This window comes from Nitrospirota bacterium (genome assembly GCA_030645475.1).
In the GTDB taxonomy this organism is placed as follows: domain Bacteria; phylum Nitrospirota; class Nitrospiria; order Nitrospirales; family Nitrospiraceae; genus Palsa-1315.
Window position 1 is genome coordinate 254,031 of sequence record JAUSMA010000069.1, and the last position, 25,552, is coordinate 279,582.

General features: G+C 56.7%; 29 protein-coding genes, 1 tRNA gene and 1 pseudogene. 20 read left to right on the forward strand and 11 right to left on the reverse strand.

The genetic code is table 11. The features are described from left to right. Positions 1-70 precede the first annotated feature (70 nt). Positions 71-604, reverse strand: a complete 534-nt coding sequence (locus Q7U76_16275) for a hypothetical protein (protein ID MDO8357934.1) — start codon at positions 602-604, stop codon at positions 71-73. 140 nt (positions 605-744) lie between these two features. On the opposite strand from Q7U76_16275, the gene Q7U76_16280 reads away from it, so the two are divergent. After that, a complete protein-coding gene (locus Q7U76_16280; protein MDO8357935.1) occupies positions 745-1,197 on the forward strand; it encodes a group 1 truncated hemoglobin in 453 nt (150 codons plus the stop codon). Between the two features lie 56 nt (positions 1,198-1,253). Here the strand turns inward: Q7U76_16280 and Q7U76_16285 are convergent, their stop codons facing one another. The 6 genes from Q7U76_16285 to Q7U76_16310 all read right to left on the reverse strand — a co-directional run bounded on the left by Q7U76_16285 (position 1,254) and on the right by Q7U76_16310 (position 6,528). Beyond that, positions 1,254-1,547 carry a hypothetical protein gene (locus tag Q7U76_16285; protein ID MDO8357936.1) on the reverse strand — a complete coding sequence of 98 codons (294 nt, stop codon included), beginning with the start codon at positions 1,545-1,547 and terminating at the stop codon, positions 1,254-1,256. A gap of 28 nt (positions 1,548-1,575) precedes the next feature. Further along, on the reverse strand, positions 1,576-1,950 hold the full coding sequence (locus Q7U76_16290) for a hypothetical protein (GenBank protein MDO8357937.1): 375 nt from the start codon (positions 1,948-1,950) through the stop codon (positions 1,576-1,578). Positions 1,951-2,014: 64 nt separating this feature from the next. Then, the gene (locus tag Q7U76_16295; protein ID MDO8357938.1) at positions 2,015-3,271 is read right to left on the reverse strand and encodes a Glu/Leu/Phe/Val dehydrogenase; all 1,257 of its coding nucleotides are present in this window, start codon (positions 3,269-3,271) and stop codon (positions 2,015-2,017) included. A 15-nt stretch (positions 3,272-3,286) separates the two neighbouring features. Continuing rightward, positions 3,287-4,081, reverse strand: coding sequence for a lipoyl(octanoyl) transferase LipB (gene lipB / locus Q7U76_16300; protein ID MDO8357939.1), 795 nt, complete (start codon positions 4,079-4,081; stop codon positions 3,287-3,289). After that, positions 4,078-5,154 (reverse strand): trypsin-like peptidase domain-containing protein, encoded by a 1,077-nt coding sequence (locus Q7U76_16305; protein ID MDO8357940.1) that lies wholly within the window; start codon positions 5,152-5,154, stop codon positions 4,078-4,080. Before Q7U76_16305 ends, lipB begins: the two co-directional genes overlap by 4 nt. 117 nt (positions 5,155-5,271) lie before the next feature. After that, entirely contained in the window at positions 5,272-6,528 is a 1,257-nt protein-coding gene (locus tag Q7U76_16310; protein MDO8357941.1) for a sigma-70 family RNA polymerase sigma factor, read from the reverse strand. Positions 6,529-7,076: 548 nt separating this feature from the next. Here Q7U76_16310 and Q7U76_16315 point away from each other — a divergent pair. The 9 genes from Q7U76_16315 to msrA all read left to right on the forward strand — a co-directional run bounded on the left by Q7U76_16315 (position 7,077) and on the right by msrA (position 12,891). Then, positions 7,077-7,946, forward strand: a complete 870-nt coding sequence (locus tag Q7U76_16315) for a tRNA (adenine-N1)-methyltransferase (GenBank protein ID MDO8357942.1) — start codon at positions 7,077-7,079, stop codon at positions 7,944-7,946. Continuing rightward, on the forward strand, positions 7,943-8,698 hold the full coding sequence (locus Q7U76_16320) for an SDR family oxidoreductase (GenBank protein MDO8357943.1): 756 nt from the start codon (positions 7,943-7,945) through the stop codon (positions 8,696-8,698). Before Q7U76_16315 ends, Q7U76_16320 begins: the two co-directional genes overlap by 4 nt. 93 nt (positions 8,699-8,791) lie before the next feature. Further along, positions 8,792-9,646 carry a shikimate dehydrogenase gene (locus Q7U76_16325; GenBank protein ID MDO8357944.1) on the forward strand — a complete coding sequence of 285 codons (855 nt, stop codon included), beginning with the start codon at positions 8,792-8,794 and terminating at the stop codon, positions 9,644-9,646. After that, on the forward strand, positions 9,643-10,143 hold the full coding sequence (locus Q7U76_16330; GenBank protein MDO8357945.1) for a shikimate kinase: 501 nt from the start codon (positions 9,643-9,645) through the stop codon (positions 10,141-10,143). The genes Q7U76_16325 and Q7U76_16330 overlap by 4 nt, the downstream gene beginning before the upstream one ends. A gap of 57 nt (positions 10,144-10,200) precedes the next feature. Further along, a tRNA-Arg gene (locus tag Q7U76_16335) sits at positions 10,201-10,277 on the forward strand. 360 nt (positions 10,278-10,637) lie between these two features. Next, positions 10,638-10,784, forward strand: coding sequence for a hypothetical protein (locus tag Q7U76_16340; protein MDO8357946.1), 147 nt, complete (start codon positions 10,638-10,640; stop codon positions 10,782-10,784). A 220-nt stretch (positions 10,785-11,004) separates the two neighbouring features. Beyond that, entirely contained in the window at positions 11,005-11,652 is a 648-nt protein-coding gene (locus Q7U76_16345; protein MDO8357947.1) for an OmpA family protein, read from the forward strand. 158 nt (positions 11,653-11,810) lie between these two features. Next, positions 11,811-12,131, forward strand: a complete 321-nt coding sequence (locus Q7U76_16350; GenBank protein ID MDO8357948.1) for a PilZ domain-containing protein — start codon at positions 11,811-11,813, stop codon at positions 12,129-12,131. Positions 12,132-12,330: 199 nt separating this feature from the next. Next, on the forward strand, positions 12,331-12,891 hold the full coding sequence (gene msrA / locus Q7U76_16355; GenBank protein MDO8357949.1) for a peptide-methionine (S)-S-oxide reductase MsrA: 561 nt from the start codon (positions 12,331-12,333) through the stop codon (positions 12,889-12,891). Between the two features lie 190 nt (positions 12,892-13,081). Here the strand turns inward: msrA and ttcA are convergent. Then, positions 13,082-13,861 (reverse strand): annotated as a pseudogene (gene ttcA / locus Q7U76_16360) (tRNA 2-thiocytidine(32) synthetase TtcA). A 101-nt stretch (positions 13,862-13,962) separates the two neighbouring features. Between ttcA and Q7U76_16365 the strand changes: the two are divergent. From Q7U76_16365 to Q7U76_16375, 3 genes are all read left to right on the forward strand, one after another. After that, the gene (locus tag Q7U76_16365) at positions 13,963-14,457 is read left to right on the forward strand and encodes a hypothetical protein (GenBank protein MDO8357950.1); all 495 of its coding nucleotides are present in this window, start codon (positions 13,963-13,965) and stop codon (positions 14,455-14,457) included. 277 nt (positions 14,458-14,734) lie between these two features. Beyond that, positions 14,735-15,697: a putative zinc-binding metallopeptidase gene (locus tag Q7U76_16370; protein MDO8357951.1), complete on the forward strand. Its 963-nt coding sequence runs from the start codon at positions 14,735-14,737 to the stop codon at positions 15,695-15,697. Continuing rightward, positions 15,694-16,716 carry an ATP-grasp domain-containing protein gene (locus Q7U76_16375; protein ID MDO8357952.1) on the forward strand — a complete coding sequence of 341 codons (1,023 nt, stop codon included), beginning with the start codon at positions 15,694-15,696 and terminating at the stop codon, positions 16,714-16,716. The genes Q7U76_16370 and Q7U76_16375 overlap by 4 nt, the downstream gene beginning before the upstream one ends. 97 nt (positions 16,717-16,813) lie before the next feature. Here the strand turns inward: Q7U76_16375 and Q7U76_16380 are convergent, their stop codons facing one another. Continuing rightward, entirely contained in the window at positions 16,814-17,383 is a 570-nt protein-coding gene (locus tag Q7U76_16380; protein ID MDO8357953.1) for a hypothetical protein, read from the reverse strand. A gap of 102 nt (positions 17,384-17,485) precedes the next feature. Between Q7U76_16380 and Q7U76_16385 the strand changes: the two genes are divergently transcribed. After that, entirely contained in the window at positions 17,486-17,980 is a 495-nt protein-coding gene (locus tag Q7U76_16385) for a hypothetical protein (protein MDO8357954.1), read from the forward strand. A gap of 21 nt (positions 17,981-18,001) precedes the next feature. Here the strand turns inward: Q7U76_16385 and Q7U76_16390 are convergent, their stop codons facing one another. Continuing rightward, positions 18,002-18,607: a 2,3-bisphosphoglycerate-dependent phosphoglycerate mutase gene (locus Q7U76_16390; GenBank protein MDO8357955.1), complete on the reverse strand. Its 606-nt coding sequence runs from the start codon at positions 18,605-18,607 to the stop codon at positions 18,002-18,004. A 140-nt stretch (positions 18,608-18,747) separates the two neighbouring features. Between Q7U76_16390 and Q7U76_16395 the strand changes: the two genes are divergently transcribed. After that, on the forward strand, positions 18,748-19,587 hold the full coding sequence (locus Q7U76_16395) for a hypothetical protein (GenBank protein MDO8357956.1): 840 nt from the start codon (positions 18,748-18,750) through the stop codon (positions 19,585-19,587). Positions 19,588-19,618: 31 nt separating this feature from the next. Here Q7U76_16395 and Q7U76_16400 read toward each other — a convergent pair whose 3' ends face one another. Next, positions 19,619-20,281, reverse strand: coding sequence for a DUF2628 domain-containing protein (locus Q7U76_16400; protein MDO8357957.1), 663 nt, complete (start codon positions 20,279-20,281; stop codon positions 19,619-19,621). Positions 20,282-20,394: 113 nt separating this feature from the next. Here Q7U76_16400 and Q7U76_16405 point away from each other — a divergent pair, with 113 nt between their 5' ends. Genes Q7U76_16405 through Q7U76_16425 form a run of 5 tightly spaced genes read left to right on the forward strand, consistent with a single transcriptional unit; the run spans position 20,395 to position 25,477 of the window. After that, a complete protein-coding gene (locus Q7U76_16405; protein MDO8357958.1) occupies positions 20,395-21,591 on the forward strand; it encodes an acetylornithine transaminase in 1,197 nt (398 codons plus the stop codon). A 31-nt stretch (positions 21,592-21,622) separates the two neighbouring features. Continuing rightward, positions 21,623-22,594: an ornithine carbamoyltransferase gene (gene argF / locus Q7U76_16410; GenBank protein ID MDO8357959.1), complete on the forward strand. Its 972-nt coding sequence runs from the start codon at positions 21,623-21,625 to the stop codon at positions 22,592-22,594. After that, entirely contained in the window at positions 22,591-23,802 is a 1,212-nt protein-coding gene (locus Q7U76_16415; GenBank protein MDO8357960.1) for an argininosuccinate synthase, read from the forward strand. The genes argF and Q7U76_16415 overlap by 4 nt, the downstream gene beginning before the upstream one ends. Beyond that, positions 23,802-25,214 (forward strand): argininosuccinate lyase, encoded by a 1,413-nt coding sequence (argH, locus tag Q7U76_16420; protein ID MDO8357961.1) that lies wholly within the window; start codon positions 23,802-23,804, stop codon positions 25,212-25,214. The genes Q7U76_16415 and argH overlap by 1 nt, the downstream gene beginning before the upstream one ends. Beyond that, complete coding sequence (locus tag Q7U76_16425) at positions 25,211-25,477, forward strand: hypothetical protein (protein ID MDO8357962.1); 267 nt, start codon at positions 25,211-25,213, stop codon at positions 25,475-25,477. Before argH ends, Q7U76_16425 begins: the two co-directional genes overlap by 4 nt. Positions 25,478-25,552 lie beyond the last annotated feature (75 nt).

Consider the following 25,552-nt stretch of genomic DNA (forward strand, 5'->3'; position numbering starts at 1 on the left):
GACGGCAAAAGGGCTAGGGGGGGGTCTCCGGCGCGATGAGCGCGCAGAGTGGTCAATCGTATCGGGCCTGCTACCGAGTTGGGGAAAACTCCACGTTGACATCTTTCCCGAGATAATTGATGACGAATCCCTGTTTGTCGTACGCCAGGATGGCGCCCATCACGTTTTCGTCTCCATACTCTTCCTGCCCCAGAAGCTTCCGCACGTCATCAGGGCTTTCGCTGTTCAATACGTTGCGAAAGATGCCGCGAGTCTTATAAGAAAATCGGTTATTGATAAAGATCAGGTCGACTTTGCCATCCTGGATACGGACGCCAGCCATTGGACCAGTCGGTTTGCGTTGGTCGAGCAAGAAAATAAACGAAGCTTCCTGCTCCACTTTAACTCCAGGAATCTTTTCATTTACCAGCGAATCCACGGCGGTGGATTCAGGATCTCCCAACTTGACTCCAAACAGCGAAATGTCGACACTCTTCAAGGTCTTAGGGTCCATCACGTCGTGCTTGCTCAATTCGTAGGGCTCTCCGTAGCCAGGGGCCGCCCATGCACCGACTCCGGTCATCACTATGCAGATTAGCGTGACGACTCGTAGTAAATCCTTCATCGACTCCTCCTTAGCCATGGGTTCCTGGAGATGTAGGGTGTTGAAAATTTAATAACGAAATTGGTGGGACCATGCAGTATGGATACATTTTATCGAACAGCCTGAGAACTTGCAAGGAATGGCTGAATGCGAGGGGGCAGATGCTGGCGAAATATGTGTTGTGGCGAACGGTTGCCGGGCTCGGTCTGTTGACGGTCTTTGTAGGCTGTGTGGCAACGGAGCAGATGCCTACCGGCAAGTCTCTCTATGCGCGGATTGGTGGAAAACCTGTCATTTCCGTGGTTGTCGAACAATGTGTGGCCAATGTGCTTGCTGATACCAGGATCAATGGCCGGTTTGCGACCACTGATATACGGAAACTGAAAGGCCACCTCGTCGATCACGTCTGCATGGCGACAGGAGGTCCCTGTACCTACAGCGGGCGCGACATGAAGATGGCTCATGCCGGGATGCGGATTTCCACGAGAGACGTTGGCGCATTCCTAGAGGATCTGGTGAAAGCTATGGACATGGCGAAGGTGCCAGCGCAAGAAAAGGGAGAACTTCTAGGTCTATTGGGGGCAATGAAGAAGGATATTATTGAAGCATCGTAACGGCTGTGGAGCAATGGCGCGCTGAACCATCCCTACTCGTATCTCGACGTGAGAGATTAGTTACGGTGATGGGTGCTCATGAGGACGGCACCGAGGTGCCGGAGTCGTTGGAAATAGGGCCGGCAATCTTCGTCAAGCTCGTTGGTCAGGCCATCGAGATCTGCAACGCAATCTTCAAGAATCACGAGGCGTTGGGCATCAAGGCCTTCTGGACTATCGAGGAAATACACCACACATCCACTGATCACCGTATCCAGCGTCATCAACGGCCCCTCATGTTGGCCCTCCACGTGAGGCCATTGTGCCTCCTTGTGGGCTTCCCAGAGGGATAACAGGGCATCCCGATCCATTCTACGGGTCTCCAACCATTCACAGGACTCAGCTTCGACCGATCCACCCTAGCGCATGGAATAACAGGACCGCAAGCATACAGAGACCCAGACCCCAGAACCGGTAGTCGATGTCCTCTCGTCCAAGGCACCACTCAATGGCTGGCTTACACCATGAAAGTGGTCTGATCGACAGGAAGGCGCCTTTTGCGATCATGCCCACAGCCGTGACCGTCCAGAGCCATGGGTAGGGCAGGTCGTTCGCGGCAACGAGCAAGAGGGCGCCTCCGAAGATCGCAAGAAGTTCCCATCGCAATATCCCGGGGGATTGCTGCAGTACTTGGCGGACCTGCGCGATGATGTAGCGTGGAGACAGCAAGAGTACGACCCCGTCAGCCAGCCAAATCCCAGCGAGTGCGGCCAACGCATAGTCCCTCAATCGAGAGTCCCAGACTGTTGGTGGCCCTTGCCTTCGTGCTTTGTGCCGCTCACGGATACAGACCGCGATGGAGATGGGCTTGCGCCACTTTGTCGATTCCGCTCATCAATGCGGCCATACGCATGGACGTATTCTTGGAAAGGGAAAACTGTAACGTCCGATGGAAGGCGTTGATCAGAATGTCTTGCAGCCGTTCTTGAATGTCCTTGGCCTTCCAGAAAAAGCGCTGCCCATCCTGCACCCATTCGAAGTAGGACACGATGACGCCACCGGAGTTGGCCAGGATGTCTGGGATGATAAAGACCCCCTGATCTTGCAGGATGCGATCGGCCTCCAGGGTCGTCGGACCGTTTGCTCCTTCAGCGAGAATCCTGCAGCGGAGCTTCCCGGCATTTCGCTCGGTGATCTGTTCAGATAACGCGGCGGGGACCAGCACAGTGCAGTCAAGCTGCAGTAGTTCGTCGTTGGAGAGCCAATCTCCCAGCTTGGTGTCACGGAGGGATTGTCCGTGAGTTTTGCAGCGTGTGAGGAGTTCCGGAATGTCCAGACCGTTTGCGTTGTGAATGCCTCCGTGTACGTCGCTCACGGCGATGACGCGAGCCCCACATTCCTGCATGATGCGGGCAGTGTGGGCCCCCACATTGCCGAACCCCTGGATCACCACAGTGCTGTTCCAGATATCGAGCTTGAGATGACGAAGCGCTTCAATGGTGACATAGACCACTCCGCGGCCGGTGGCTTCTTCGCGCCCAAGGCTGCCTCCAATCGAAAGGGGCTTGCCGGTTACAACGCCCGGCACCGAATACCCCACTTGCTGACTGTAGGTGTCCATGATCCAGGCCATCACCTGAGCATCTGTCCCGACGTCCGGCGCCGGCACGTCTTTCTCCGGGCCGATCAAGGGGAAGATTTCCGCTGCATAGCGTCTGGTCAATCGTTGTAGTTCTGCCCGCGACAATTGTTTCGGATCGACCGCGACCCCACCCTTCGCTCCGCCATAGGGCAGGTCGGCCAATGCGCATTTCCAGGTCATCCACATGGCGAGTGCCGCGACTTCCCCAAGATTCACGTCCGGGTGATAGCGAATGCCGCCCTTGGTGGGGCCGCGAGAGGAATCATGCTGCACACGATAGCCGGTATAGACCTCGACCCGGCCGTCATCCATTCGGATGGGTACGCTGACGATCAGGGACCGCTGTGGAAGTTTCAGCCGCTCGCGTAAATTGGGATCCAGTTCCATGGCCTCGGCTGCTTGATCAAATTGCGCCATCGCCAGTCGGAAGGTCGGTGTGTCGAGTTCGTGCATAGGCGGTTCCTCTCGTCAACTGTGCGTGAGCGTCGTCGCGGCGAGGGTATTGTGATGGTCTCCCTGTCCCATGATCTCGGGCGGGAGGTTCATCCATTGTACGTTGAACGTTCGCGCGAATTCCTGCGCCACCTGTTGCGCGACGGTCGAAATGGACAAGGGAGACCGTTGGATCTCGGCCATGGACGTGATAGGGCACGCGGTCAGGCCGCAGGGCATGATATGGGAAAAGGGGGAGAGGTCCAGATCGACGTTGAGCGCGAATCCGTGAAGAGTCACGCCATGATCGATCCGGACTCCGATTGCGGCAATCTTTGCATCCGCATCATGCCAGCGGACCCAGACGCCAGGTGTCTTCTCGACACGATAACCTTCAATCCCCCATCGTGCGAGCGCATGGATCAAGACCTCTTCCAATTTCCGCACATACTGTTTCGGGCCTGAACAATAACGCGACAGCTTGAGGATCGGATAGCCCACGATCTGTCCCGGTCCATGATAGGTAATGGAGCCGCCACGATCGACGGATTGGAAGTTGGCGCCTGTTTGGCGGAGGATCTCTTCTCCGCAAGCCCAATGTGTGGGTTTGGTACTTCGACCCAGCGTATAGACCGGCTGATGCTCAAGGAGTAACAACGTATCCTCTTGTCGCTCCGCAATCCGTTCTTCCCGTAATTGTTGCTGCAGTATCCAGGCTTCGGCATAGGGGACCGGCTTGGGAAACTGGACGAGCCTGCCTTCTTGCGGACTAGGCCTGCTCTCGTGCCCTGTGACGTCGTGACTCTGCTGGGATTCGTCTGCGTGATTCATGGGAAAGCCTTCTGTAGCGAAGGCTTCTGAATCGAGATGGTGGACTGGACGTTTTTTCTCTGCACGGTTAGTTGCAGGCTGGGGAGGTCTCCCGAACGTCGGATGGAGTGCCAGAAGTCTCCGAGATTATAGATCTGATGTTGATCGACAGCGGTCACGATATCGCCGTTCTGAAGGCCTCCCGTGACGGCTGCTCCTCCCGGTTCGACATTCAGCGCCAGGACCCCACGATCACCGTCCAGACCGAAACTCGCCATGATACTTGCGGTGATGGTCACAGGGGTAAATCCGATGTCCGGGCGAAGGACCGATCCACGGACGATCATCGATTGAATGTGGGGGTAGATGGCCTCCATCGAAATCGCATAACTAATGGCTTGAGCGGATGGCGCGATGGCCACATTAATGCCGATCACATGACCGGCCAGATCCACGAGTGGACCTCCGCTATTGCCAGGGTTGATGGCCGCATCGGTTTGGATCAGATCGTAGAGCGTTTCGCCATCCGGAGTGAGCACTGAGCGATCGACGGCACTGACGACACCGACGGTGACGGTCGAGCCCCCCTTGAGCGCGAGGGGGTTGCCGATGGCAACGACCGACTCGCCAATCTCAAGCATCGGCACAGGACTGAGCGTCGCGGGCACCAAGTCCGTTGCCGTGATCTTGACGAGGGCCAGGTCCAGTAGGAAATCTCGCGCAACAACACGGCCTGGGGTGAGCCGACCCGTTGAGAGTCCGACAACCAGGCTCTTGATACCCGCTACCAGATGATTGTTTGTCAGGATATAGCCGTTCTCGTCGATAATCACGCCGGACCCAGACCCCGATTGGGCCTGCGTGGGAGTGGCCGGCATGCCGCGAGTGAGAATGGTGACAACCGAGGGACGTACCTTCGCCACGACTGCAGGGACCGACAGGGACTTTTCGTGGATGGGGACCGATCCAATTAGGGGCTCAGCCTGGGCAATTCGGCCGTCTGGGACTATGGCGATGACTAGAGGGAGAAGGAGCGAAATTGTGAGGGAGTGAAAGGGGCTGGATATCGTTTCTGCTGTGCGAACTGTGGTCATGGGGCCTCACATACTAAGTCGGCCTCATTGTGGCATAAGTGCCCTCAGTGTGAAAGCTGCCTGACAGAAAAGGGGCGAGGATAACCCTCGCCCCTTTCTGCTCCAGACTTCTGCGGTTTACTGGATGGCGGCAAACATTTCCTTAATCTGGGGAGTCTTCAGTTTCTTGAGCGCTTTCGCCTCGATCTGGCGAATCCGCTCCCTCGTGACCGACAGGCTCTGTCCGACCTGCTCCAACGTGCAGGACTGATCGTGGCCGATCCCGAAACGCAGGCGGATGACGGTTTGCTCTCGGGGCGTGAGTGTGTCGAGAATACGTTCAAGCTGCTGCGCCATTTCCGCCTGGTGCACATTGGCATCCGGCGGGACGGCTTGCAGGTCGGGAAGTAGTTCCCCGAGTTCCGTGCTCCCATCGCCCACTAGCTTCTCTAGGGCAACCGGCTCTTGAAATGCCTGCACGGTTTCATGGAGCCGTTCCGGTCTCATCCGCAGCACGTCCGCCACTTCTTCGATTCGGGCCGGCCGGCCCAACTGTTGCCCGAGGCGTCTGGTGACGCGGAGGATTCGGTGCGAGGCTTCAGTCTGGTGCACCGGAATGCGAATGGTTCGCGATTGATCTGCGAGCGCACGGGTGATGCCTTGGCGGATCCACCAGGTCGCATAGGTGCTGAATTTGAACCCCTTGCGGTATTGATAACGTTCGGCCGCTTTCATCAATCCGATATTGCCTTCTTGCACGAGGTCCAGCAGCGTCAGTCCTCGTCCAGTGTAATGTTTTGCGACATCCACGACGAGCCGTAGGTTGCAGCGCACCAATTCGTCCTTGGCCTGTTCGAGCAGGACCCGAGCGGAGCGGAGGGTGGCTAACCCTTCCTTGAGTTGTTTGGCGATGGTCACCGGAAGCTTCTGTTTCCCCGTTTCCAGGCTGATCATGTCAGCGAGCCTCTGCTCGGCCTTATCGATCGCGCTGGCTGAGAGTCCACTTAACCCTTTGACCATCTGGAGTGTGTGTTGCGCCTCAAGCACCGAGGCGGTTCTCGTGAGTTTAGAGAAGACTCGGAGAGTCTGGCGTAAGGTCTTCCGAATCGTGCTCGTTCCGGAATCGATCTTCTTCGCCAGTTCGACTTCTTCTTCTCTGGTCAAGAGGGCTCGTTCGCCGAAGGAGCGAAAGTACAGTGACTCCAACATGAACGGGCCGCCGCTCACTGCGGCACGCGTGGCCGGCTTCACTGGCTCCTCTGATGGCTCTTCTTCAGAGGTGTCTTTGCCGATCACATCTAGCAGGTCGCTCGCTTCGGGATCGTCCGCATCAACGTCCTTTGTCATCGTGACAAGCTCTTCCGGCTCAGGGGTTGGGAAAAGATTCTTTTTCATGTCGTCGCCCCTCCTCTGATTGTCTGATCTGTTGCTCCGCATGGTCGTGACCTCAACTGGTTCCGGTTCTTGTGTTCTATTCTATGAGAGACAGCGTTCCGTCAAACGATTCATGCTCAGTCTGTGCGGACGGGCTGCTCTCTTGTCTTACTACGGAGCAAATCCTGTGCTGGATTGTTCATGAGAATGGCGGATCGCAATCTTATGGAAAAGGCTGCTCTATTAGAGTGGCTTAATGAGGATCTCGGAGAGGGAGTGAGGCAACCTTGCTGCAAGTGTGTAGTGGTGGCAATCGAGCAACAGGCTGAATCGCCACATTTTCTCCCTGGGGCAGCCCTTTCAGAATCCGGGCGATCGTACGGATGGAAGGTGAAAAAGTTGTGGCGGGATTGTTCGCCGCTACGCGCTCAACGAGCCTCAGAGTCTCGCTCTCTTGTCATACGTGCGATCAGTTTTTCAAGAAGACTCATGGCGGAGGTCGAGAAATCCCTCCTGTTGGCCGTTTGTTTGGTTGAAAACCCGGCACAGCGCTTCTAGAATGAGCCCCCATGTCACAACTTCAATCAGGCGAACGTATTCATTTGGTCGATAAAAAAGGGCGGCAGTATGCCCTGACCCTCAAGGCCGGAGATCGCTATCAACTGAGCGGTCATAAAATTGCGCACGACGATCTCATCGGGAAGCCCGATGGTTCTCTCGTCACGCTCTCCGGCAACAAGACGATGTTGGCGCTGAAGCCGACGTTCGGCGACTATGTGCTGAAGATGCCACGGGGTGCGCAGGTGTTGTACCCGAAGGATCTGGCGCTCATTCCCATGTGGGCGGATGTCTATCCAGGGGCGCGCGTTTTCGAAGCGGGGACTGGTTCAGGGGCCTTGACGATGGCCCTCTTGCGCGCCGTGGGACCGCGGGGCGTCGTCGTGACGTACGAAGCCCGCGAGGATTTCGCGAAAACGGCGATGACGAACATCGAACGGTATATGGGTCCGATGCCCAACCTTATCTCGCTTCGCCGGAACGTGTATGAGGGAATCAGCTTGCTCGGCGATGGCTTGCCGTTCGATCGTCTCGTCCTCGACCTTCCTGAGCCCTGGCAGGTGGTCCCGCATGCCGCGCAGGTCCTTCGTTCCGGCGGCATGTATCTGAGTTTTGTTCCCACCGTTCCTCAAGTGGTGCAGACGGTTGAGGCCCTTGAGAAAGCGATGGTCTTTGGCATGATTGAAACGTTTGAGTCGCTGTTGAGGACTTGGTCGATTCAGGGGCGTAGCGTGCGGCCGGATCACCGGATGGTCGCCCATTCAGGCTTCATTACAGTGGCGAGGAAAATCGAGTCGGGCTTATGGCCGACGGCTCAATCGGTTGAAGCTATGGACGAGGCCAGTGATGCTCATGAAGAGCGAGAGGACGACGCGCGATGAACCGGTTACAAGGGAAAGTGGCGGTCGTCACCGGGGGCAACGCGGGTATCGGTGAAGCGATCGCGAAAGCCTTTGCGCGCGAAGGGGCATCGGTCATGATTACGGGGAGACGGCAAGGAGAGCTCGACCGGGTCGTGAGCGACATTGTGAAGGCGCAGGGTAAGGCCGTCGCCGTTGCCGGATCGGTCACAGACGAACGCCATGTCCAGGAGGCAGTGCTGGCGACGGTGCAGCAGTTTGGACGGCTCGATATCCTCGTCAACAATGCCGGAGTCGGGGATTTCGGGAAGCGCCTGCATGAGATCGATGATGCAACCTGGACGCAGGTCCTCGACGTCAATTTGACCGGGGTGTTTCGAATGACGCGAGCGGCACTGCCGCAGATGTTGAAGCAGGGGAACGGCGCCATCGTCAATATCTCCTCCATCGCGAGCCTCGTCGGACTTCCTACATTGCCGGCCTATGCCGCGTCCAAGGGGGCGCTCGATGCCATGACCAGAGCTATCGCGGTTGACTATGCCAAGGAGGGCATCCGCTGTAACGTGGTGAACCCCGGACTTGTCGATACGCCGATGGCCGCTCCGCTGATGAGCAACCTCGAGCAACTGGCCCCGATTCTCGCGCACTATCCTATCCGTCGAGCTGGTAAGCCGGAAGAGGTGGCCAATATGGTTCTCTATCTGGTTTCCGACGAGGCAGCCTGGGTTACGGGCGGGACCTTTCCGATCGATGGAGGGATGACGATCTCGTGAGTCGGCGTCCCTTGCGAATGGTCAACTCCACCGTCGTCGCGATGGGTGCTTATCTGCTCTTCTGAATCAGCAGCAGTCGTGAGTTCTCGGCCTATGGACATTAACGCACATACGCAGTTCTGCGGTGTCATCGGTAATCCCGTCGAGCATTCGCTTTCGCCGGCGATTCATAATGCCGCGTTTCAGAAACTCGGGCTGAACTTTGTGTATCTGGCCTTTCGCGTGGAAGCGATCGGCGATGCGATTCGGGGGCTGCGCGCGTTGGGTAACTTTCGCGGTGCCAGCGTGACCATCCCTCACAAGGTGGCAGCCGTTCCATTTCTTGACGCAGTTGAACCGACCGCGCGTCATATTGGTGCGATCAATACCATTGTGGCTGAAGGCGGGACTCTTACAGGCTATAACACCGATGCGACCGGCGCGTTGCGTGCGCTTCGTGAGGGCGGGGTTGCCTTGAAAGGGCGTCAGGTCGTCATGCTTGGATCCGGAGGCGCGGCTCGCGCGATTGCCTTTGCGCTTGGAACTGAAGCCGGGATCGCTGGCTTGAGCCTACTAGGAATCGATGACTGGGAACGCACCGCCTTGGCCGGAGACCTCCAGTCGAAGACTGGGATGACCGTGCAGGCATTGCCTCTGGATGAGGGAACGTTGCGAAAGCTTCTGCCGGACACACATGTGCTGATCCATTGTACCCCGATGGGCATGTCGCCCAATGTGCAGGGAACTGCTGTGCCTGCGACGTTGCTGCATGCGGGATTGACGGTCATGGATATCGTCTACAATCCTCGGGATACCCAGTTGCTGAAGGATGCAAAGGCGATTGGTTGTCGTACGATTCCAGGGCTTGAGATGTTTCTTCATCAAGCCGCCGCGCAGTTTGAGCTCTGGACCAATCACACTGCCCCAACTGACGTGATGCGCGCCGTCCTGGAGTCCCGTTTCTCATGAACATCGTGCTGATTGGCTATCGAGGGACCGGCAAGAGCACGGTGGGCCGACTCTTGGCGGCGCGGTTGGGACGAATGCTCGTGTCAACCGATGCGGAGATCGTCGCTCGTGCGAAACGCGCGATTTCAGAGATCGTTGCCCAAGAGGGATGGGATTACTTTCGCGACCTGGAGTCCGATATCTGCAGGGAACTGGCCAGCCGGGACCAGTTGGTGATCGATACCGGCGGAGGGGCCATCCTTCGCCCGCAAAACGTAGAGGCATTGAAGCAGAGCGGCAGGTTGTTTTGGCTGACGGCCTCCGTCGAGACGATCGCAACACGAATCGGCGGCGATAATCAGCGTCCCTCATTGACGGGGACCAAATCGTTTGTCGATGAAATTGCGGATGTCTTGCGGGAGCGGACGCCGAAGTATCAAGCGGCCGCCGATCATGTCGTTGCGACGGATGATCGATCAATCGATCAACTGGTTGAGACGCTCCTCACGTTGGTGTGAGGAAGCGCGACTCCTGTCCTTGACAAGGTCTCCTTCGAAGTGTTTGAAATAGCACATGCGCCCGTAGCTCAATTGGATAGAGCATCGGACTTCGGATCCGGGGGTTGGGGGTTCAATTCCCTCCGGGCGCACCACATCTTCCAGTGAAGCCTCACTACATAATTATCGAAGTATCAGAGGTTTGCGAGTGCCTTCCCGGTCTTTTTGAGCTGGTTATCCCCCACCAAAGCTGCATAGATTTCTCTGCTCCTCAGCAGTATCTTTACATCAAGAAGCGAGATCCATGGGGAGCAGAATATGGTGCTATGCTATAAGCGTAGTTGTGCCGGGCCTCTTCACAGGAGGCTCGCAGGTTGTCAGCCCCGACAGGCTTGGACGAGGCATTGTCCCTGCTGTGGACGTTGGTTGACGAAGCAGGAGCCTGCAGCACCATGGGCCTGTTCGTGCGGATGGTGGAGTGGATAGCGCATCGTCACCGAGAGGAAAGGCGTATCATGAACCATATAGTCCTCCATGACGTCCGGGCTAGTTTTTTTCTGATGGTGGGTTTGGCGATGCTGGCATTTATTTGTGCCGTGGCGGCGTTGAGTACGGTGATGCGTCCGGCTCGGTGGGCGGATCGTAAGTCGTCACAACTATAGGCGATTTTTACTCTGGCCCCTTCTTTCATGTGCGGAATTGCGGACTGCCTGAGGTGCCGCCCTAATCCTCAAGAGTCCTCCTCTCTCCCTCAACAGGCTGACATTTAAGGGGAAATACTCCCCGGCTGCCTCTCAATCTCACTTTTTCATTCAGGTGCTATATTTGATTGGCACAGGTTGAGTTGTGTTTCCGTGTCATTCCAACGATGGGGGAAGAATCATGGTCGGAAGTTCAATGAAAATGAGTACGGTGGCTGCTTTGGGGCTTGCCCTGTTTGTCAGTCAAGGCTGTAGCATGAAATGGTTGCAGTCCGATGGAGAGACGGGGGCGGGGGCGTCGCAAAACGGTTCGAATCAGGGCTTCCCCGGTATGTCTCAGGGTGGTTCAGGCGGAGGGCTCAGCGGTTTTTCTCGAAATCCTTCAGAAGAACGATTGGGAAAGGGTGGCGATATTGCCTCGCTGTCCTCTAATGGGATGAGTGCCCGTCAGCGTGCGGAATTAACCAGAGAAGAAAAAGCGGCCATCGAAGCGGGCTTGCAGGACGTATTCTTTGGGTATGACCAATGGATGTTGTCAGATGCTGGAATGGAAGCATTGAACCGCGACGCAGAGTGGTTGAAGGCCCATCCTGGTGCGGTGATGAAGGTCGAGGGGCATTGTGACGAACGGGGGACGGCTGATTACAACGTGGTGTTGGGAGATAAACGAGCCAAGTCTGCGCGCAGTTATCTGGTCGAATCGGGTGTGAGCCCTAAGCAGGTGGCGATCGTGTCGTACGGCAAGGAGCGTCCTTTCTGCTCGGAACCGGCCGAATCTTGTTATCAGCAGAACCGTCGCGGGCATGTGCTCTTGAAAGTACAGCAGTAACGAAGCGGGTCACGATCTCTACGGAACCCCGGCGCCCCTGTAGGTGAGCCCGGGGTTTCGTGTTTGTGGTTGGATGAAGCAGGCATGGCACTGTCACGATTCAGCCTGATTCACGTCCGAGGCCTCCTCAGCCTCGTATGATCAAAGAGGAGCATTATATGGAAAAACGACAACAGCCACGTTTTACCTCGCAGTTCAGAAGCACATTTTCTGGCGGACAACGGGAAGGTCAGGGCCGGACGTTGGACCTCTCCTCAGGCGGTTGTATGATCGAAACGGATTTGCCCGTTGTCGTGGGGGCGTCGTTTGAGTGCCGTATTTATATCCCTGGGCTCGACTGGCCCTTGCGGATCGATGAGGCCCAGGTACGTTGGGTCAAGGCCAAGACATTTGGAATTCAGTTCACGAAGATTCAGCCCGATGAGGAGGCAAAGCTCAAGCAAGTCATTGCCAACCTCAACGCGGAGTGTGCGGCGTAACTGTTCTCCCTCCCCTTTCAGCGTGATACCCGGACAGGTTAGTCGTGGTCCCTTGATCGTACGAACGAGGCTTCCTGCCTGCGTCCTCCGGTCTGTTCGCGACCTCATCGCCTCCTATGGTATAAGGCCTTGGGGGAGTCAGAAACAGAGATGCCCTCGTGCAATACATTTTCAGGTCAGGGAGTGAGCGATCTATACGATGGGACAATCACCACCGACAGAGACTGGATACGACATGGCCACCGTCGCCGGCGGTTGCTTTTGGTGCCTCGAAGCGGTGTATGACCAGATGAAGGGTGTGGTGTCTGTCGAGTCCGGTTACCTCGGCGGCCAGATGGATCATCCGACGTATGAAGCGGTTTGTAGCGGCAGAACTGGACATGCAGAAGCCGTTCGTATCACGTTCGATCCCACCGTTGTCAGTTATCGCGAGCTGCTCGAAGTGTTTTTCGTCATTCACGATCCTACGACACTCAATCGCCAGGGGCATGATGTCGGCTCGCAATATCGATCGGCGATTTTCTATCATACGCCCGAACAGAAGCAGATCGCGGAGGATGTCATTGCGTCGATGACGAAAGAGAAAATCTATCCAGGGCCAATTGTGACACAGGTCGAGCCAGCGGGGATGTGGTATGAGGCCGAACCCTACCATCAAGAGTATTTTGCGAGAAATCCCTATCAGGGATACTGTACTGCGATCGTTGCTCCTAAGGTTGTTAAGTTCCGCAAGTTGTTCACCTCAAAACTCAAGGCATAACAGGCTCCGATTCCTTTTCCTTCTCTCTGTCGAGCCAGCAGCGGCATGCGTGGACTCTCTGGCTTGAATGACCCCAACGCCAGCCGGTATCAGTAGAATGAATAGAGGGGAGGGGTTTATGTTGAGACGTGATCGAGGTCGGGGCTTCAGATCACGTGTGGTGTTCGTCTAGCCATGCATCCTCGTGCCCCTCTGTCTGGTCCGATGCGCGCAAAGACTTGAAGTCGAATAGTCGTTGGTCCAGGAGAAGCGGCGGCGCCACGTTCGAGAGTGCGGCAAACATGCTATCGGTGCAGCCAGGTGACCGCTGCTCCCATTCACGCAACAATTCTTTGACCTCTTGCCGTTTGAGATCCTCCTGTGAGCCGCAGAGATTGCAGGGAATAACGGGGAACGCGCGTAGTTCTGCATAGCGAACCAAATCTGCTTCCCGCACGGCGGCCAGCGGGCGAATGACCACATGCCGGCCGTTTTTCGCACGGAGTTTGGGCGGCATCGTCCTGAGCTTTCCGGTATAGAGTAGATTCAGGAACAAGGTTTCCAGAATATCATCACGATGATGCCCGAGTGCGATCTTGGTCGCGCCTAATTCTGTGGCGACACGGTAGAGGATGCCACGACGGAGTCGTGAGCAGAGAGAGCAGGTCGTCTGCCCTTCAGGGATGAGTCGCTTGACGATTGTGTAGGTGTCTTGTTCCTCGATATGGAAGGGGACTCCCACGTTTCTGAGATAGTCGGGGAGCACATGGGCTGGGAAACCCGGTTGTTTTTGATCCAGATTGACCGCGACAAGATCGAAGTGAATCGGTGCGCGCCGTTGTAAGGCCAGCAATAGGTCGAGCAGGGCATAACTGTCTTTTCCTCCCGATAGGCAGACCATGATTTTGTCGCCGTCTTCAATTAAACCATAGGCGCCAATGGTCTCTCCGACGAGGTGCAGCAGTTTGGTTTGCAACTGCTCGGTGGCCTCATCGAGTTTGAGATATGTCCGGGAAGGGTTTGCCGACTGAGACATGGGCTGGTATTTTACGCGGTCAGCCGTGCGACTGTCGATCTTCATAGAGGATATGTATGGGACAGAGTGAGAGACGTTCAGACGAGAAACTTCAGTCGGTTCTCTTCGTCTGTACTGCGAATATATTCCGCAGTGTGACTGCCGAGTACGCGCTCAAAATCAAACTTGGGGCGCAGAGGTCCTGCATCGTCAGCTCAGCCGGGATCGATGCCAAGCCGCAGCCTATGCATGCGTGGGTTCAGGGCCGGTTACGAGAGAAGGGGGCTGATCCCACGACACATGTGCAGCGACAGCTCACTCAGGAACTGGTCGAGGCTGCCGACCTCGTTCTCGCGATGGGGCGAGACCACCAGGCCTATATTCGGGAACAGTTCGGGCGAGATGTTCCGCTCTTTAATCAAGTCTGTCTCGGGCACGACAAGCCGGTCCTTGATCTGCACGAAGTCATGCCGGAGTGGGAACGTGATCCTGAACGGGCGCGCGCCTATGTGTGGTCAGTGATCGATATGATTTGGGCCACGGCACCAGCCCTGCTCCCTCGCCTGCGGTAGTTCCTCGTAAAACACTTAATTGTGCTTGTCCCGGTTCATTCTTGGACTTAATCGGACAATTTTTCTCCACTTCTGGGCGGGAGTGAAGGGCACGGCTTCCTGAACCGGGCAATACCAAAGTACGTGCTATATTTCTCACAGCACCTCTTTCGATTTGACCGCGCGGGATACAGCATCGATGCATCGATCACAGCTTCAGGCTCTGACAACTTCTGACGGCCCCCATCACGAGCCGGAATGGGTCTCGTGGTCGGACGAGAAGATTCTGGCCCTTCCCATGTGCCGCCTAGGAGTCACCCTTGACGGGGCCTTCCTGTCAGAACAGATCACGCAACTCTACGCCGAACTCGAATCCAGACAGCTCACATTCCGACCTCACTTTTGGTTATCAAACGAATGGTTTACCCCCGATGGTGTGCCGGGGATTGCGATCCCGTTTTACCTGGCCCACCCCCGCCTCGCGAAACTTGAAATGGGGCAAATGCTTGAAGTCGAGGGAGGGACCGCAGAATGGTGCATGCGTATCTTGCGGCATGAGGCAGGTCATGCGATCGAGAACGCCTATCGCCTTCGCCGGCTTCGCAGCCGACAACAAGTCTTTGGCCGCTCGTCCGATCCCTACCCCAGATACTACAGCCCAAGGCCCTATAGTCGGAGCTTCGTGCGTCACCTCGACGTGTGGTATGCGCAAAGCCATCCGGATGAAGACTTTGCGGAGACCTTCGCGGTCTGGCTCACGCCCGATTCGACATGGGCCGACCGTTATAAGGGATGGCCGGTTCTCAAGAAGCTTCAGTATGTGAACGGGCTTATGCAAGGGTTGGCTGGTGCCCCTCCCAAGGTGGTGACGAACGAGGAGATCGATCCGTTGCCGGCCTTGAGGAAGACCCTGGGCGAGCATTACGAGCGGAAGCGTAAGCACTATGGGATCGAACGGAAATCGTTTTACGATCCGGACTTGAAGCGACTGTTTTCCGATGCACCTGCCCATGCCGACAAGATGAGCGCCGCGACTTTCTTGAACCGTTTCCGAAAAGAGGTGCGCCGCAAAGTCGCAGCCTGGACCGGCGAGTATCAATACACGATCGATCAGGTGCTCGAGGACATGATCCAGCGCTGTCGGCAGCTTCATTTGCGGCTTCCACTTGCGGAAGAGCAGGCGAAGCTGGACTTCACGATTTTGTTGACCGTCCACACGATGAACTATTTGCGCAGCGGGCGGCATAAGGTAGCGGTATGAGACGGCTTCGAATCCTTGTCCTGATGCACGAAGACCTGGTTCCCCCAGATCCCCTTCATGGGCAGGAGATCACGGGCGCCGCGTGGAAGACGGAATACGATGTGGTTTCCACGCTTCGTAAGCTTGGACATGACGTCAAGCCATTAGGAGTCAAGAGTGATCTCGGGGTGCTTCGTTCGGCTATCGAAGATTGGAAGCCGCACATCGCCTTCAATCTGCTCGAAGAGTTCGACGGGGTGGCCGTGTACGACCAGAATGTCGTCTCGTATCTTGAATTACTGCATGTGCCCTATACCGGATGTAACCCGCGCGGGTTGATGCTTGCACGCGATAAGGTGCTGTCTAAAAAGTTGTTCTCCTTCCATCGAATTCCATTCCCCGATTTTATGGTGGTGCCACAGGGCCGGGCGGTGAAGCGGCCAAAGTGGTTGTCATTCCCGTTGATTGTGAAGTCCGTGACCGAGGAGGCCTCGCTGGGTATCTCCCAGGCATCCATTGTCCAGGACGACGAGAAACTTAAGGAACGTGTGGCCTTTATCCACGCGAGCGTGGGGACCGGCGCGCTCATCGAACAGTATATCGAGGGGCGCGAACTCTATGTCGGGGTGATGGGGAATGGGCATGTCCATGTCTTGCCGGTGTGGGAGCTGCTCATGGATAAGTTGCCCGATGACGCCCGCCGAATTGCGACCGAACGAGTCAAATGGAGCCGGACGTATCAGGAGAAATATGGCATTCGGTCAGGCGGAGCCAAGAATCTTCCTGAAGGGAAAGCGGAAGAGATTCAACATCTCGCCAAGCGTGTCTATCGCGCACTTGGCCTGAGCGGCTATGCGCGTATCGATGTGAGAATGGACGCGGAGGGAAATGTCTACGTGCTTGAAGCCAACCCGAACCCACAAATCGCGCATGACGAAGACTTTGCGGATTCAGCAGAGAAAGCCAGCTATACGTATAAAGATCTGTTGCAAGAGCTGATTAACATCGGTCTTCGCTGGCAGCCAGCCAAGGCAGCGTAGCGACCGCCTCCCCCCGCATCTCAGGCCACATCACCATTCCGTCAGTGAACAGGACTCTGTTGCAGAGCCTGCGCCTCATTGACGTGCGACGTTTGAACTAGGGACCGAAGCGGAAGCCGAACAGCAGGGCCACACTCGTGTGGTCTTTTTCGGGGAGTGATGGTGCAAGGTTGATGTCGTGGAGATTGACGATCAACGTTGAGGAGAGCGCGATGTTGTGGACGGCCTGATATTCGACGGAGAGGCCGATCGGAATATACCAACTCGTGTCGTTGCGGTCGATGCGTCCAGGGCCGGTTCCGCGGTCCAGGTCTGCGTGGATCAATCCGATGCCCGTGAAGGGGACCAGATTGATACCGTTCTTGAGGCGAAAGTGATAACGCGCAACTCCTGCAAAGGAGATCTGGAAGAGGTCTCCCATTGGGGTGATCTGCATCATCGGTCCGATGGAAAAGTTTCGATCGATGTAGTAGTCACCACTAAATGCCATGGTGAACACCGTGCCATTGACCGTTCCGGAGGTGAGCCCCAGGTCGCTGCCGAACCCCCAACGGTTGTCGTCAGCTTGGGCTTGCGGTACGCCTACGGCGGTCCCCATCATCAACAGGGCCAACAGGCCTGCAGCACAGGTTGTTCGTAACGATATGGCGGCGATCCGTAAAATCATGACGGCGGACTGTAGCATAGAGGGTAGGCTTGGACAAGTTGCTTGAGCAGGCCGGCGTAGTCAGGTATTCTCTGGCACCGCGAACAATGGGAGAACTCAGGCATGTCGACTAATTCGATGACCCCGAAACAAGCCGGCGCAGCGTTGGTCGCAGCAATGCCTGTCGGCCTGTCAGTCCAGCAACTGGAAGAGTATGGCATCGAGGCGACGACGGAGCAGGCCCAGGCGATTACCCAAGAAGTGCTCTCGCTGAATTTATTTTGGATCTTTGCCGCCATTGAGGCCCATATCCCTCTGAAGTACCAGGCGGCATTGTCGGAACTCATCCTGGATACCATCGAGGCAGGATGGGGGACGACCGTTCCCATCGGTACGGCTGCCTGGACCGCGTACCTCAACGAATGGCAGGAGCGTCGTCGTCTCTATACCCGTTTGGTGGAAGAAGGTATGAGTCCGCTTGCCGTGAGTGCCGAAGCCGCCGAGTTGATGGAGGAGAAGCACTTGATCACGGAAGGGGAGCGGCGAAATCTTCTCACCCTGTTGATCGATTTTGTGCCGGTCGAGACCTACGGGCGATTACTGCAAGATATCGGATAATCTCCTGGTCTGCTTCAATTGTCAGAGGTAGCGGTGGCTGACAACTTTCCCAGCCCCATCCAACTCGTAGAGCACTGGCGCCCCAGTCGGGATATTCAACTCCAGCACCTGCTCACGGGAGAGCTGCTCCAGTTCCATCGTCAGGGCGCGTAGGCTGTTCCCATGCGCCGCGATGAGGATCGTTTCTCCTTTCAGGAGATACGGTTTGATCGTCTGTTCATAGTAGGGCAACACACGTTCGGCTGTGTCCTTCAGACTTTCCCCGCCCGGCGGAGGTATATCGTAACTCCGCCGCCAGATCTTCACCTGTGCCTCGCCGTATTTTTTGGCAGTCTCAGCCTTGTTCAACCCCTGTAACTCGCCGTACATCCGTTCGTTGAGCGCCTTATCCTTCACGACAGGGATGTCCAATTGCCCGATCGCCTCGAGGGCCAGCCTCAGGGTTTCGTTTGCGCGCGCGAGCACAGAGGTAAAGGCACGATCGAACGTGAAGCCACGGAGTTTGTCTCCTGCGTTCTTGGCTTCCTGTATCCCTCGCGGCGTGAGGGGCACATCGACCCAGCCGGTAAAACGATTTTCCAGGTTCCATTGTGATTCGCCATGACGAAGCAGGACTAATCGAGCCATTGTACGTGCCCCTTGAGGATGAAAGGATATAGCCACGGGGCAAAGCATACTGGAACAGCCGCCTATGTCAAGCGGTTGCTTTCGCTTGGGGCCGGCAGTACCATTCCGCCTGATTTACCTACTCAGGATAGGCTACCGGTATGACGACTTCATCTCCTTCCGATATCAACTGGACAGCGTTTGAGGCCTGGTGGAATGAGATCGGCCAGCGGCTGCATGTGGCTGACCGAGCGCACGATTTTTTTACGGGCCTGCGTACGGGCAGCATGTTCGATCGGATCGCACAAGTCGGCGGGCAGGCGGACTATATTCTCTTTGTCCTCATGCGCTATTGGGTGCCGACGGTGCTCCCGCCCCCGGGGCGAGAGCGACTCACGAAGAACGATCCGGACTATTGGCTGGAGTCGGAACAGATTCTCAAAGCGGCCACCGCCCGCCTTCGAGAATTGAAGCCGCTCATCGAATTGTTGACCACGCCGAACCCGCTTGCAGAGTTGGCCGTAGGCGGGGGGACTGGCTCTTCACCCGTTGCAGAAGTTGAGCTGGGAAAGATGCTGGAAGGCATTGCCGAGGTGGCCGGTAGTTACGGCGGCCCGGACTATACCTCGGTCATCAAGCAATTCGATCCGGTTCCGCTCCGGCAGACGCAACCCTTCAAACATAACAAGAAACACAGTGCCGAGCTCTGGGTGGTCTTTCTGTTGCGCGAACATTTTCGCAGTCTCGGCCTCGGCAAAGATCGCTACTGGCCGCTCATTGCGCCGGTCTGCGCGGCGGCAGGCATTCTCCAACCGAACGGCCAGGCCTATGCACCGGACGAACTCAAATCCTGGTGGCAGAAAAACTGGCCGCGCACCTATACGCAGATCGAGCAAAAGCAGGACGCCTCTGATTCAGGCGGAGCCGCATATGAACAGGATTTCGGGTGGTTTCAGGCCTGGATCGGGTGGCAGCGAAGCCGGCAGAGTATGCCGGAGTAAGTCGCCACGGGTCGTCGTGTCGCGCTCACGGTTACGTGGTACTCGTGGCGGCTGGTCTCGTTGGTTTGGTCGGAATCTTATCTGAATCCGGCAGTCCATCTTGAAACAGCTTGAACATCGTCATTGCAAAGAAGATGTATAGGGCGACTCCGACCCAGATCACGTAGGGTTGAACTCCCCCCGCCTCTTTCAAGGCCTCGTCTTGTTTCGCCGGGTCTGTCCAGGAACTTTTTTTGATCTCGCTAATCTGCTCACGGCAATACCAATAGTAGACATAGTTTGCGGTGGCGCCTGCCATGATGCTCCAGACGAGACCCACGGTGAGATCGCCGGTCACGTAGGTCGAAATCATCGGACCGAGGGCATAGACCAGCGCATAGACGTACATTTTCCGGTAGAGAAACCAGAGGAAGGAAATATACAGAAATGCCGGCCAATTCCACGTCAGCGCGAACTTCGGCTCGTCTCCTAACCCGAATTTCTTAAAATGTTCCAGATAGCGATCGGCATGGGGGCCGATGAGTTGACGCCAGAGGTCTTCATCGGTATGTGGCACGGTGGCGGCGATGGGTGGTGCAGGCTCACTGGCCAGTGTATTTCCGCACTGGTAGCAGAATTTGGCGTCTTCCTGATTCTGCTGCTGGCATTGCGCACAGGACTTCATCTGCCAGAGACTATCACAACGAGGCGTCATCTGGGTAAAGAAGCAGTGCCATACTGTTCGATAGCTTCTCCTGCCCAATGCAGGTTGCTTCCGCCGACAGGGCTATGCTACCTTCCCTTTCTTTACAAGGGGATACGTCTGCCATGCCGACAGAAGAGCTGAAGCAGGACGCTGCGCGGTACTTGATGCAGACCTATACGCGTCAACCGCTCGCGATTGCGCGGGGGCGGGGGACGAAGGTCTACGATTTTGAGGGGCGAGAGTACCTCGATTTCGTCGGCGGGATTGCGGTGAACATTCTCGGGCATGGTCACCCAGACTTGATTCAGGCCATCCAGCGCCAAGCCGCGCAGCTGATCCACACGTCGAATCTCTACTACACTGAGCCTCAAGTCAAACTCGCCCAAGTGCTGGTCGATCACTCGTTTGCCGACAAGGTGTTTTTCTGCAACAGCGGAGCAGAGGCGAACGAGGCCGCGATCAAACTGGCTCGCCGTTATTCCCATGACAAGTATGGAGCCGGGCGGTACGAAATCGTCACGATGAAGAACTCGTTTCATGGACGGACAATGGCGACGATCACCGCAACGGGACAGGAAAAGGTCCAAAAGGGCTACGAGCCGCTGCTCCCGGGCTTTCACTACGTCGCCTTCAATAATTTGGAAGAGCTGGAGCAGGCCGTCACCGACAAGACGGCGGCCATTCTGCTCGAACCGATTCAGGGCGAGGGGGGCGTGCACGTTGCGGATCGTGAATATCTGAAGCAGGTGAGAGCCCTCTGCACGAAAAAAGACGTGCTCTTGATGTTCGATGAAGTGCAGACCGGAATGGGACGAACCGGGACGCTCTTTGCCTATGAGCAGTTAGGGGTACAGCCGGACATCATGACCCTGGCGAAAGGACTGGGCGGCGGCATGCCGATCGGCGCCTGTCTCGCGATCGACTCTGTGGCCCAGGCTTTTTCACCCGGCAGTCATGCCTCGACATTCGGCGGCAATCCGCTGGCCTGTGCGGCGGGCTTGGCCGTCTGTCGTGTGTTGCTGGAGGGCCAGGTACTCGACCATGCGCGCCGAATGGGGGAATATTTCGCAAAGGGACTATCCGATTGTCAGGAGCGACATCGAGTGGTGCGAGAGGTGCGGGGCCTTGGGCTCTTGCAAGGGATTGAGCTCGACATGGATGGGAAAGTCGTCGTGAGCGAATGTTTGGCGCGCGGCATTCTGATCAATGGAACCGGTGAACATGTCCTCCGATTTGTCCCGCCGCTGATCATCACCCAGTTGGAAATCGATCGATTGCTCGATACGCTGACTCAGATTTTCAGTAAGCAGGCGGCGTAAGGCGTACTCGCGCCGATTGGATAAGATGCGCATGATGAAGCAAACGACAAGCAAGCCGGTCGGCAAGAAAGATTTCGTCGATATTGCTGCGATCAGCAAGGCGGAGATCGAGCGTCTGCTGACGTCGGCGGCTCAGTTGAAGGATAAGCAGCGCCGGGGGATTCCCCATCCTCTGCTGTCCGGAAAGACCTTGGGCCTGTTGTTTCAGAAACCCTCGACAAGAACGAGGGTGTCGTTCGAAGCTGGCATGAATCAGTTGGGCGGCCATGCATTGGTCTTGCCGATGGGCGAGATCCAGCTCTCGCGCGGGGAAAGCGTCGCCGATACGGCACGCGTGTTGTCTCGCTATCTCGACGCGATCGTTATTCGCACCTACGACCATTCCATCGTGGAGGAATGGGCGAAGGAAGCGACGATGCCGGTGATCAATGGATTGACCGACCTCAGTCATCCCTGTCAGGCCCTCTCGGATCTCCTGACCATTCGAGAAATGAAGGGCCGGTTGAAGGGCATCAAGATCGCCTATATCGGTGATGGCAACAATGTGGCGAATTCCCTGATCGAAGCGGCGGCAAAGATGGGGATGATCATCACGTTGGGTTGTCCGGTCGGGTATCAGCCGGAGCAACATGTCGTGGATCGGGCCAGGGTAGAGGCAGCCAAAACCGGCGCCGTGATCGAAATCGGGCATGATCCCCATGTCGCAGCGAAGGAAGCGGACGTGATCTACACCGACGTCTGGATCAGTATGGGACGCGAGCGGGAGCATGCGAGACGATTGAAAGTCCTGGCGCCCTATCAAGTGAACAGCCGTCTGTTGCATCGCGCCAAACCGGATGCCATCGTGATGCATTGTTTGCCAGCCCACCGGGGGGAAGAAATCAGCGCCGAGGTGCTGGACGGTCCCCAGTCGGTCATCATCGACCAGGCAGAGAACCGGCTGCACATGCAGAAGGCTATTTTAACGAACCTACTAGGCAAGAGGAGTCGAACGAGACGATGAGTTCTGTCATGAAGAAAGTAGTGCTGGCCTATTCCGGCGGGCTCGATACCTCTGTGATCTTGAAGTGGTTGCAAGAAACCTACGATTGCGAGGTGATCGCGTTTTGCGCCGATCTGGGACAAGGCGAAGATCTGCAAGCGATCAAAGCCAAGGCGCAAAAACTTGGCGTCAAAAAGGTTTATGTCGAGGATCTGCGCGAGACCTTCGTGAAGGATTATGTGTTCCCGATGTTGCGCGGCAATGCCGTCTACGAAGGCTGCTATCTGCTCGGGACCTCGATCGCCCGGCCTCTCATTGCGCGGCGACAGGCGGAGATCGCGCTGAAGGAAGGGGCCGAGGCGGTGTCGCATGGCGCCACGGGAAAGGGCAACGACCAAGTGCGGTTTGAGCTGACCTACACCGCCTTGGCGCCGAATCTCAAGATCATTGCGCCTTGGCGCGAATGGACGATGGGGTCGCGGCGCGAATTGATCGAGTATGCCGATCGACATGGCATTCCGGTCACGGCGACGAAAGCTAAGCCCTACAGCATGGATCTGAATTTGTTTCATGTGAGTTATGAAGGCGGCATCTTGGAGGATCCCTGGAAGTCACCGCCGGATGAAATCTTTCAAATGACCGTGTCGCCGGAGAAGGCGCCGAACAAGCCGCTCGAAGTCGAAATCGGCTATGAGGCGGGGAATCCGGTGTCGGTCGACGGGAAGAAGATGAGCCCGGCGACGTTATTGGCCCACCTCAATAAGCTGGGTGGCGCACATGGAATCGGGCGTGTCGATCTGGTGGAGAACCGCTACGTCGGGATGAAGTCGCGAGGGGTCTATGAAACGCCGGGCGGGACGATCCTCCACGTGGCGCATCGCGGGCTCGAGTCGTTGACGATGGATCGCGAGGTGCTGCACTTCAGAGATAGTTTGATTCCGCGCTTTGCTGACTTGATTTACAACGGCTACTGGTTCAGCCCGGAGCGGGAGATGATCCAGGCCTCGATCGATGTGGCGCAGCAGGATGTGACCGGCACGGCGCGGGTGAAGCTCTACAAGGGGAGCTGCACGCTGGCCGGGCGTAAGTCGAAGAACTCGCTCTACCGGCTCGACATCGCCACGTTTGAAGAAGACCAAGTCTATAATCAGAAAGATGCCGAGGGCTTCATTCGGCTGAACGCGTTGCGGCTGAAGATCAGAGCCCAACGGAAGAAGGCCGGTATCTAATGGCACGAGCAAAGGGCCGCAGCCCAGTTGCATCGAAAGGCGAAAAGGCCTGGGGCGGGCGGTTCACAGAGAAGACGAATCGGCTGGTGGAAGCCTTCACCGTATCGGTGGCGGTCGATCGCCGACTCTATGCTTATGATATTCAGGGCAGCATCGCCCATTGTAAAACATTAGGGAAGGCCCGCGTCCTCACCGGAGCCGAGACCAAGGCGATCGTGAAGGGTCTGGAGTCGGTGAAGCGGGAGCTGGATCGAGGCCGCTTTCGCTTCACGCCGCAGGATGAAGACATCCACATGGCGATTGAGCGCCGGCTGACCGAATTGATCGGTCCACTCGGCGGCAAGGTGCATACGGGCCGCAGCCGCAACGACCAGGTGGCGCTCGATATCCGGCTCTATTTGCGGGATCAGCTGGGCCGGCTCGTGACACAGTTGGAAAACTTTCAGCGGGTCTTGGTGGCAAAGGGGAAGGCCAATCGCACAGTGGCGATGCCAGGCTATACCCATCTGCAGCGGGCGCAGCCGGTCTTGTTCGCCCATCATCTTCTCGCCTATGTGGAAATGATCGAACGGGACAAGGGGCGGGTTCGTGATGCATCGGCGCGGTTGAACGTCATGCCGCTAGGGTCTGGCGCCCTCGCGGGGACCAACTACCCTGTAGATCGCTGGTTCACGGCCGAGTTGCTCGGCTTTCCCGCTGTGACGCAAAACAGCCTGGATGCCGTGTCCGATCGCGACTTTATGATCGAGGTGGCCTCGGCCTTGTCGATCACGATGATGCACCTGTCCCGGCTGAGCGAAGAATTGATTCTCTGGTCATCCCAGGAGTTTCGGTTTGTCGATCTTCCAGATGCCTTCTGTACCGGCAGCAGCATGATGCCGCAGAAGAAGAATCCCGATGTGCCGGAATTGGTGCGGGGTAAGACGGGGCGTGTGTATGGTCACCTCGTGAATCTGTTGACCACCCTCAAGGCGCTGCCCTTGAGTTATAACCGGGACCTCCAAGAGGATAAGCCGGCGCTCTTCGACGCCCTCGATACGGTTGCCGCGTCAGTAGAGATTTTGACGGAGCTGATGCGTCGAATTACGGTGAACCGCGACGCGTTGAATCGGGCGCTCCAGGGTGGAGGCATGCTGGCCACGGAAGTGGCGGACTACCTTGTGACCAGAGGGGTGCCATTTCGTGAAGCACATGCGATTACGGGGCGGTTGGTGCGGGCTTCATTGGATCAAGGCCGTGAGCTGACGGACTTCTCGCTCGAAGAGTTGCGGGAGTTTTCCTCGCGAATCGAAAAGGGTCTATTCGCTCGGTTGACGGTTACGGCCGCGATCGATCAAAAGTCTCAGATCGGTGGAACGGCCCGAGCGCGAGTGGAGCAACGCATTAAAGAACTTGAGCGGATGTTCTCGTGAAGATGCGGTGGCTGAATGCGACGTCCATCGTGGTTGGTGTAACGATGGGATTGTTGGTAGCCTGTGGAACCGTGGGGCCTCCGGTTCCCCCTGAAAATGTCGGGGTGAATGCGACGATTCAGCTACAAAAGAATCGAGAGCTTCTGGAACTCAAACAGCGTGAGGCGGCAGCGGCAGCCGAGTCCGGTGAGCCGTCTCAGGATCCCATGCTACAGGGGCAGGATGTGAATCTTCCCCCGTTGCGACCAGTGGGAACTCGTTAGTGACGATGGTGCGATGAAGGTAGAGATTCCAGCGCGAAGGCTCGTTACCGTCTGTTCGAGGATGCCTTCGAGAAC

Excerpts from the sequence above, each read along its gene's own strand:
- Q7U76_16275 (MDO8357934.1), bottom strand. The coding sequence starts at position 604 with ATGAAGGATTTACTACGAGTCGTCACGCTAATCTGCATAGTGATGACC.
- Q7U76_16280 (MDO8357935.1), top strand. The coding sequence starts at position 745 with ATGCTGGCGAAATATGTGTTGTGGCGAACGGTTGCCGGGCTCGGTCTG.
- Q7U76_16285 (MDO8357936.1), bottom strand. The coding sequence starts at position 1,547 with ATGGATCGGGATGCCCTGTTATCCCTCTGGGAAGCCCACAAGGAGGCA.
- Q7U76_16295 (MDO8357938.1), bottom strand. The coding sequence starts at position 3,271 with ATGCACGAACTCGACACACCGACCTTCCGACTGGCGATGGCGCAATTT.
- lipB (MDO8357939.1), bottom strand. The coding sequence starts at position 4,081 with ATGAATCACGCAGACGAATCCCAGCAGAGTCACGACGTCACAGGGCAC.
- Q7U76_16305 (MDO8357940.1), bottom strand. The coding sequence starts at position 5,154 with ATGACCACAGTTCGCACAGCAGAAACGATATCCAGCCCCTTTCACTCC.
- Q7U76_16310 (MDO8357941.1), bottom strand. The coding sequence starts at position 6,528 with ATGAAAAAGAATCTTTTCCCAACCCCTGAGCCGGAAGAGCTTGTCACG.
- Q7U76_16315 (MDO8357942.1), top strand. The coding sequence starts at position 7,077 with ATGTCACAACTTCAATCAGGCGAACGTATTCATTTGGTCGATAAAAAA.
- Q7U76_16320 (MDO8357943.1), top strand. The coding sequence starts at position 7,943 with ATGAACCGGTTACAAGGGAAAGTGGCGGTCGTCACCGGGGGCAACGCG.
- Q7U76_16325 (MDO8357944.1), top strand. The coding sequence starts at position 8,792 with ATGGACATTAACGCACATACGCAGTTCTGCGGTGTCATCGGTAATCCC.
- Q7U76_16330 (MDO8357945.1), top strand. The coding sequence starts at position 9,643 with ATGAACATCGTGCTGATTGGCTATCGAGGGACCGGCAAGAGCACGGTG.
- Q7U76_16340 (MDO8357946.1), top strand. The coding sequence starts at position 10,638 with ATGAACCATATAGTCCTCCATGACGTCCGGGCTAGTTTTTTTCTGATG.
- Q7U76_16345 (MDO8357947.1), top strand. The coding sequence starts at position 11,005 with ATGGTCGGAAGTTCAATGAAAATGAGTACGGTGGCTGCTTTGGGGCTT.
- Q7U76_16350 (MDO8357948.1), top strand. The coding sequence starts at position 11,811 with ATGGAAAAACGACAACAGCCACGTTTTACCTCGCAGTTCAGAAGCACA.
- msrA (MDO8357949.1), top strand. The coding sequence starts at position 12,331 with ATGGGACAATCACCACCGACAGAGACTGGATACGACATGGCCACCGTC.
- Q7U76_16365 (MDO8357950.1), top strand. The coding sequence starts at position 13,963 with ATGGGACAGAGTGAGAGACGTTCAGACGAGAAACTTCAGTCGGTTCTC.
- Q7U76_16370 (MDO8357951.1), top strand. The coding sequence starts at position 14,735 with ATGTGCCGCCTAGGAGTCACCCTTGACGGGGCCTTCCTGTCAGAACAG.
- Q7U76_16375 (MDO8357952.1), top strand. The coding sequence starts at position 15,694 with ATGAGACGGCTTCGAATCCTTGTCCTGATGCACGAAGACCTGGTTCCC.
- Q7U76_16380 (MDO8357953.1), bottom strand. The coding sequence starts at position 17,383 with ATGATTTTACGGATCGCCGCCATATCGTTACGAACAACCTGTGCTGCA.
- Q7U76_16385 (MDO8357954.1), top strand. The coding sequence starts at position 17,486 with ATGTCGACTAATTCGATGACCCCGAAACAAGCCGGCGCAGCGTTGGTC.
- Q7U76_16390 (MDO8357955.1), bottom strand. The coding sequence starts at position 18,607 with ATGGCTCGATTAGTCCTGCTTCGTCATGGCGAATCACAATGGAACCTG.
- Q7U76_16395 (MDO8357956.1), top strand. The coding sequence starts at position 18,748 with ATGACGACTTCATCTCCTTCCGATATCAACTGGACAGCGTTTGAGGCC.
- Q7U76_16400 (MDO8357957.1), bottom strand. The coding sequence starts at position 20,281 with ATGACGCCTCGTTGTGATAGTCTCTGGCAGATGAAGTCCTGTGCGCAA.
- Q7U76_16405 (MDO8357958.1), top strand. The coding sequence starts at position 20,395 with ATGCCGACAGAAGAGCTGAAGCAGGACGCTGCGCGGTACTTGATGCAG.
- argF (MDO8357959.1), top strand. The coding sequence starts at position 21,623 with ATGATGAAGCAAACGACAAGCAAGCCGGTCGGCAAGAAAGATTTCGTC.
- Q7U76_16415 (MDO8357960.1), top strand. The coding sequence starts at position 22,591 with ATGAGTTCTGTCATGAAGAAAGTAGTGCTGGCCTATTCCGGCGGGCTC.
- argH (MDO8357961.1), top strand. The coding sequence starts at position 23,802 with ATGGCACGAGCAAAGGGCCGCAGCCCAGTTGCATCGAAAGGCGAAAAG.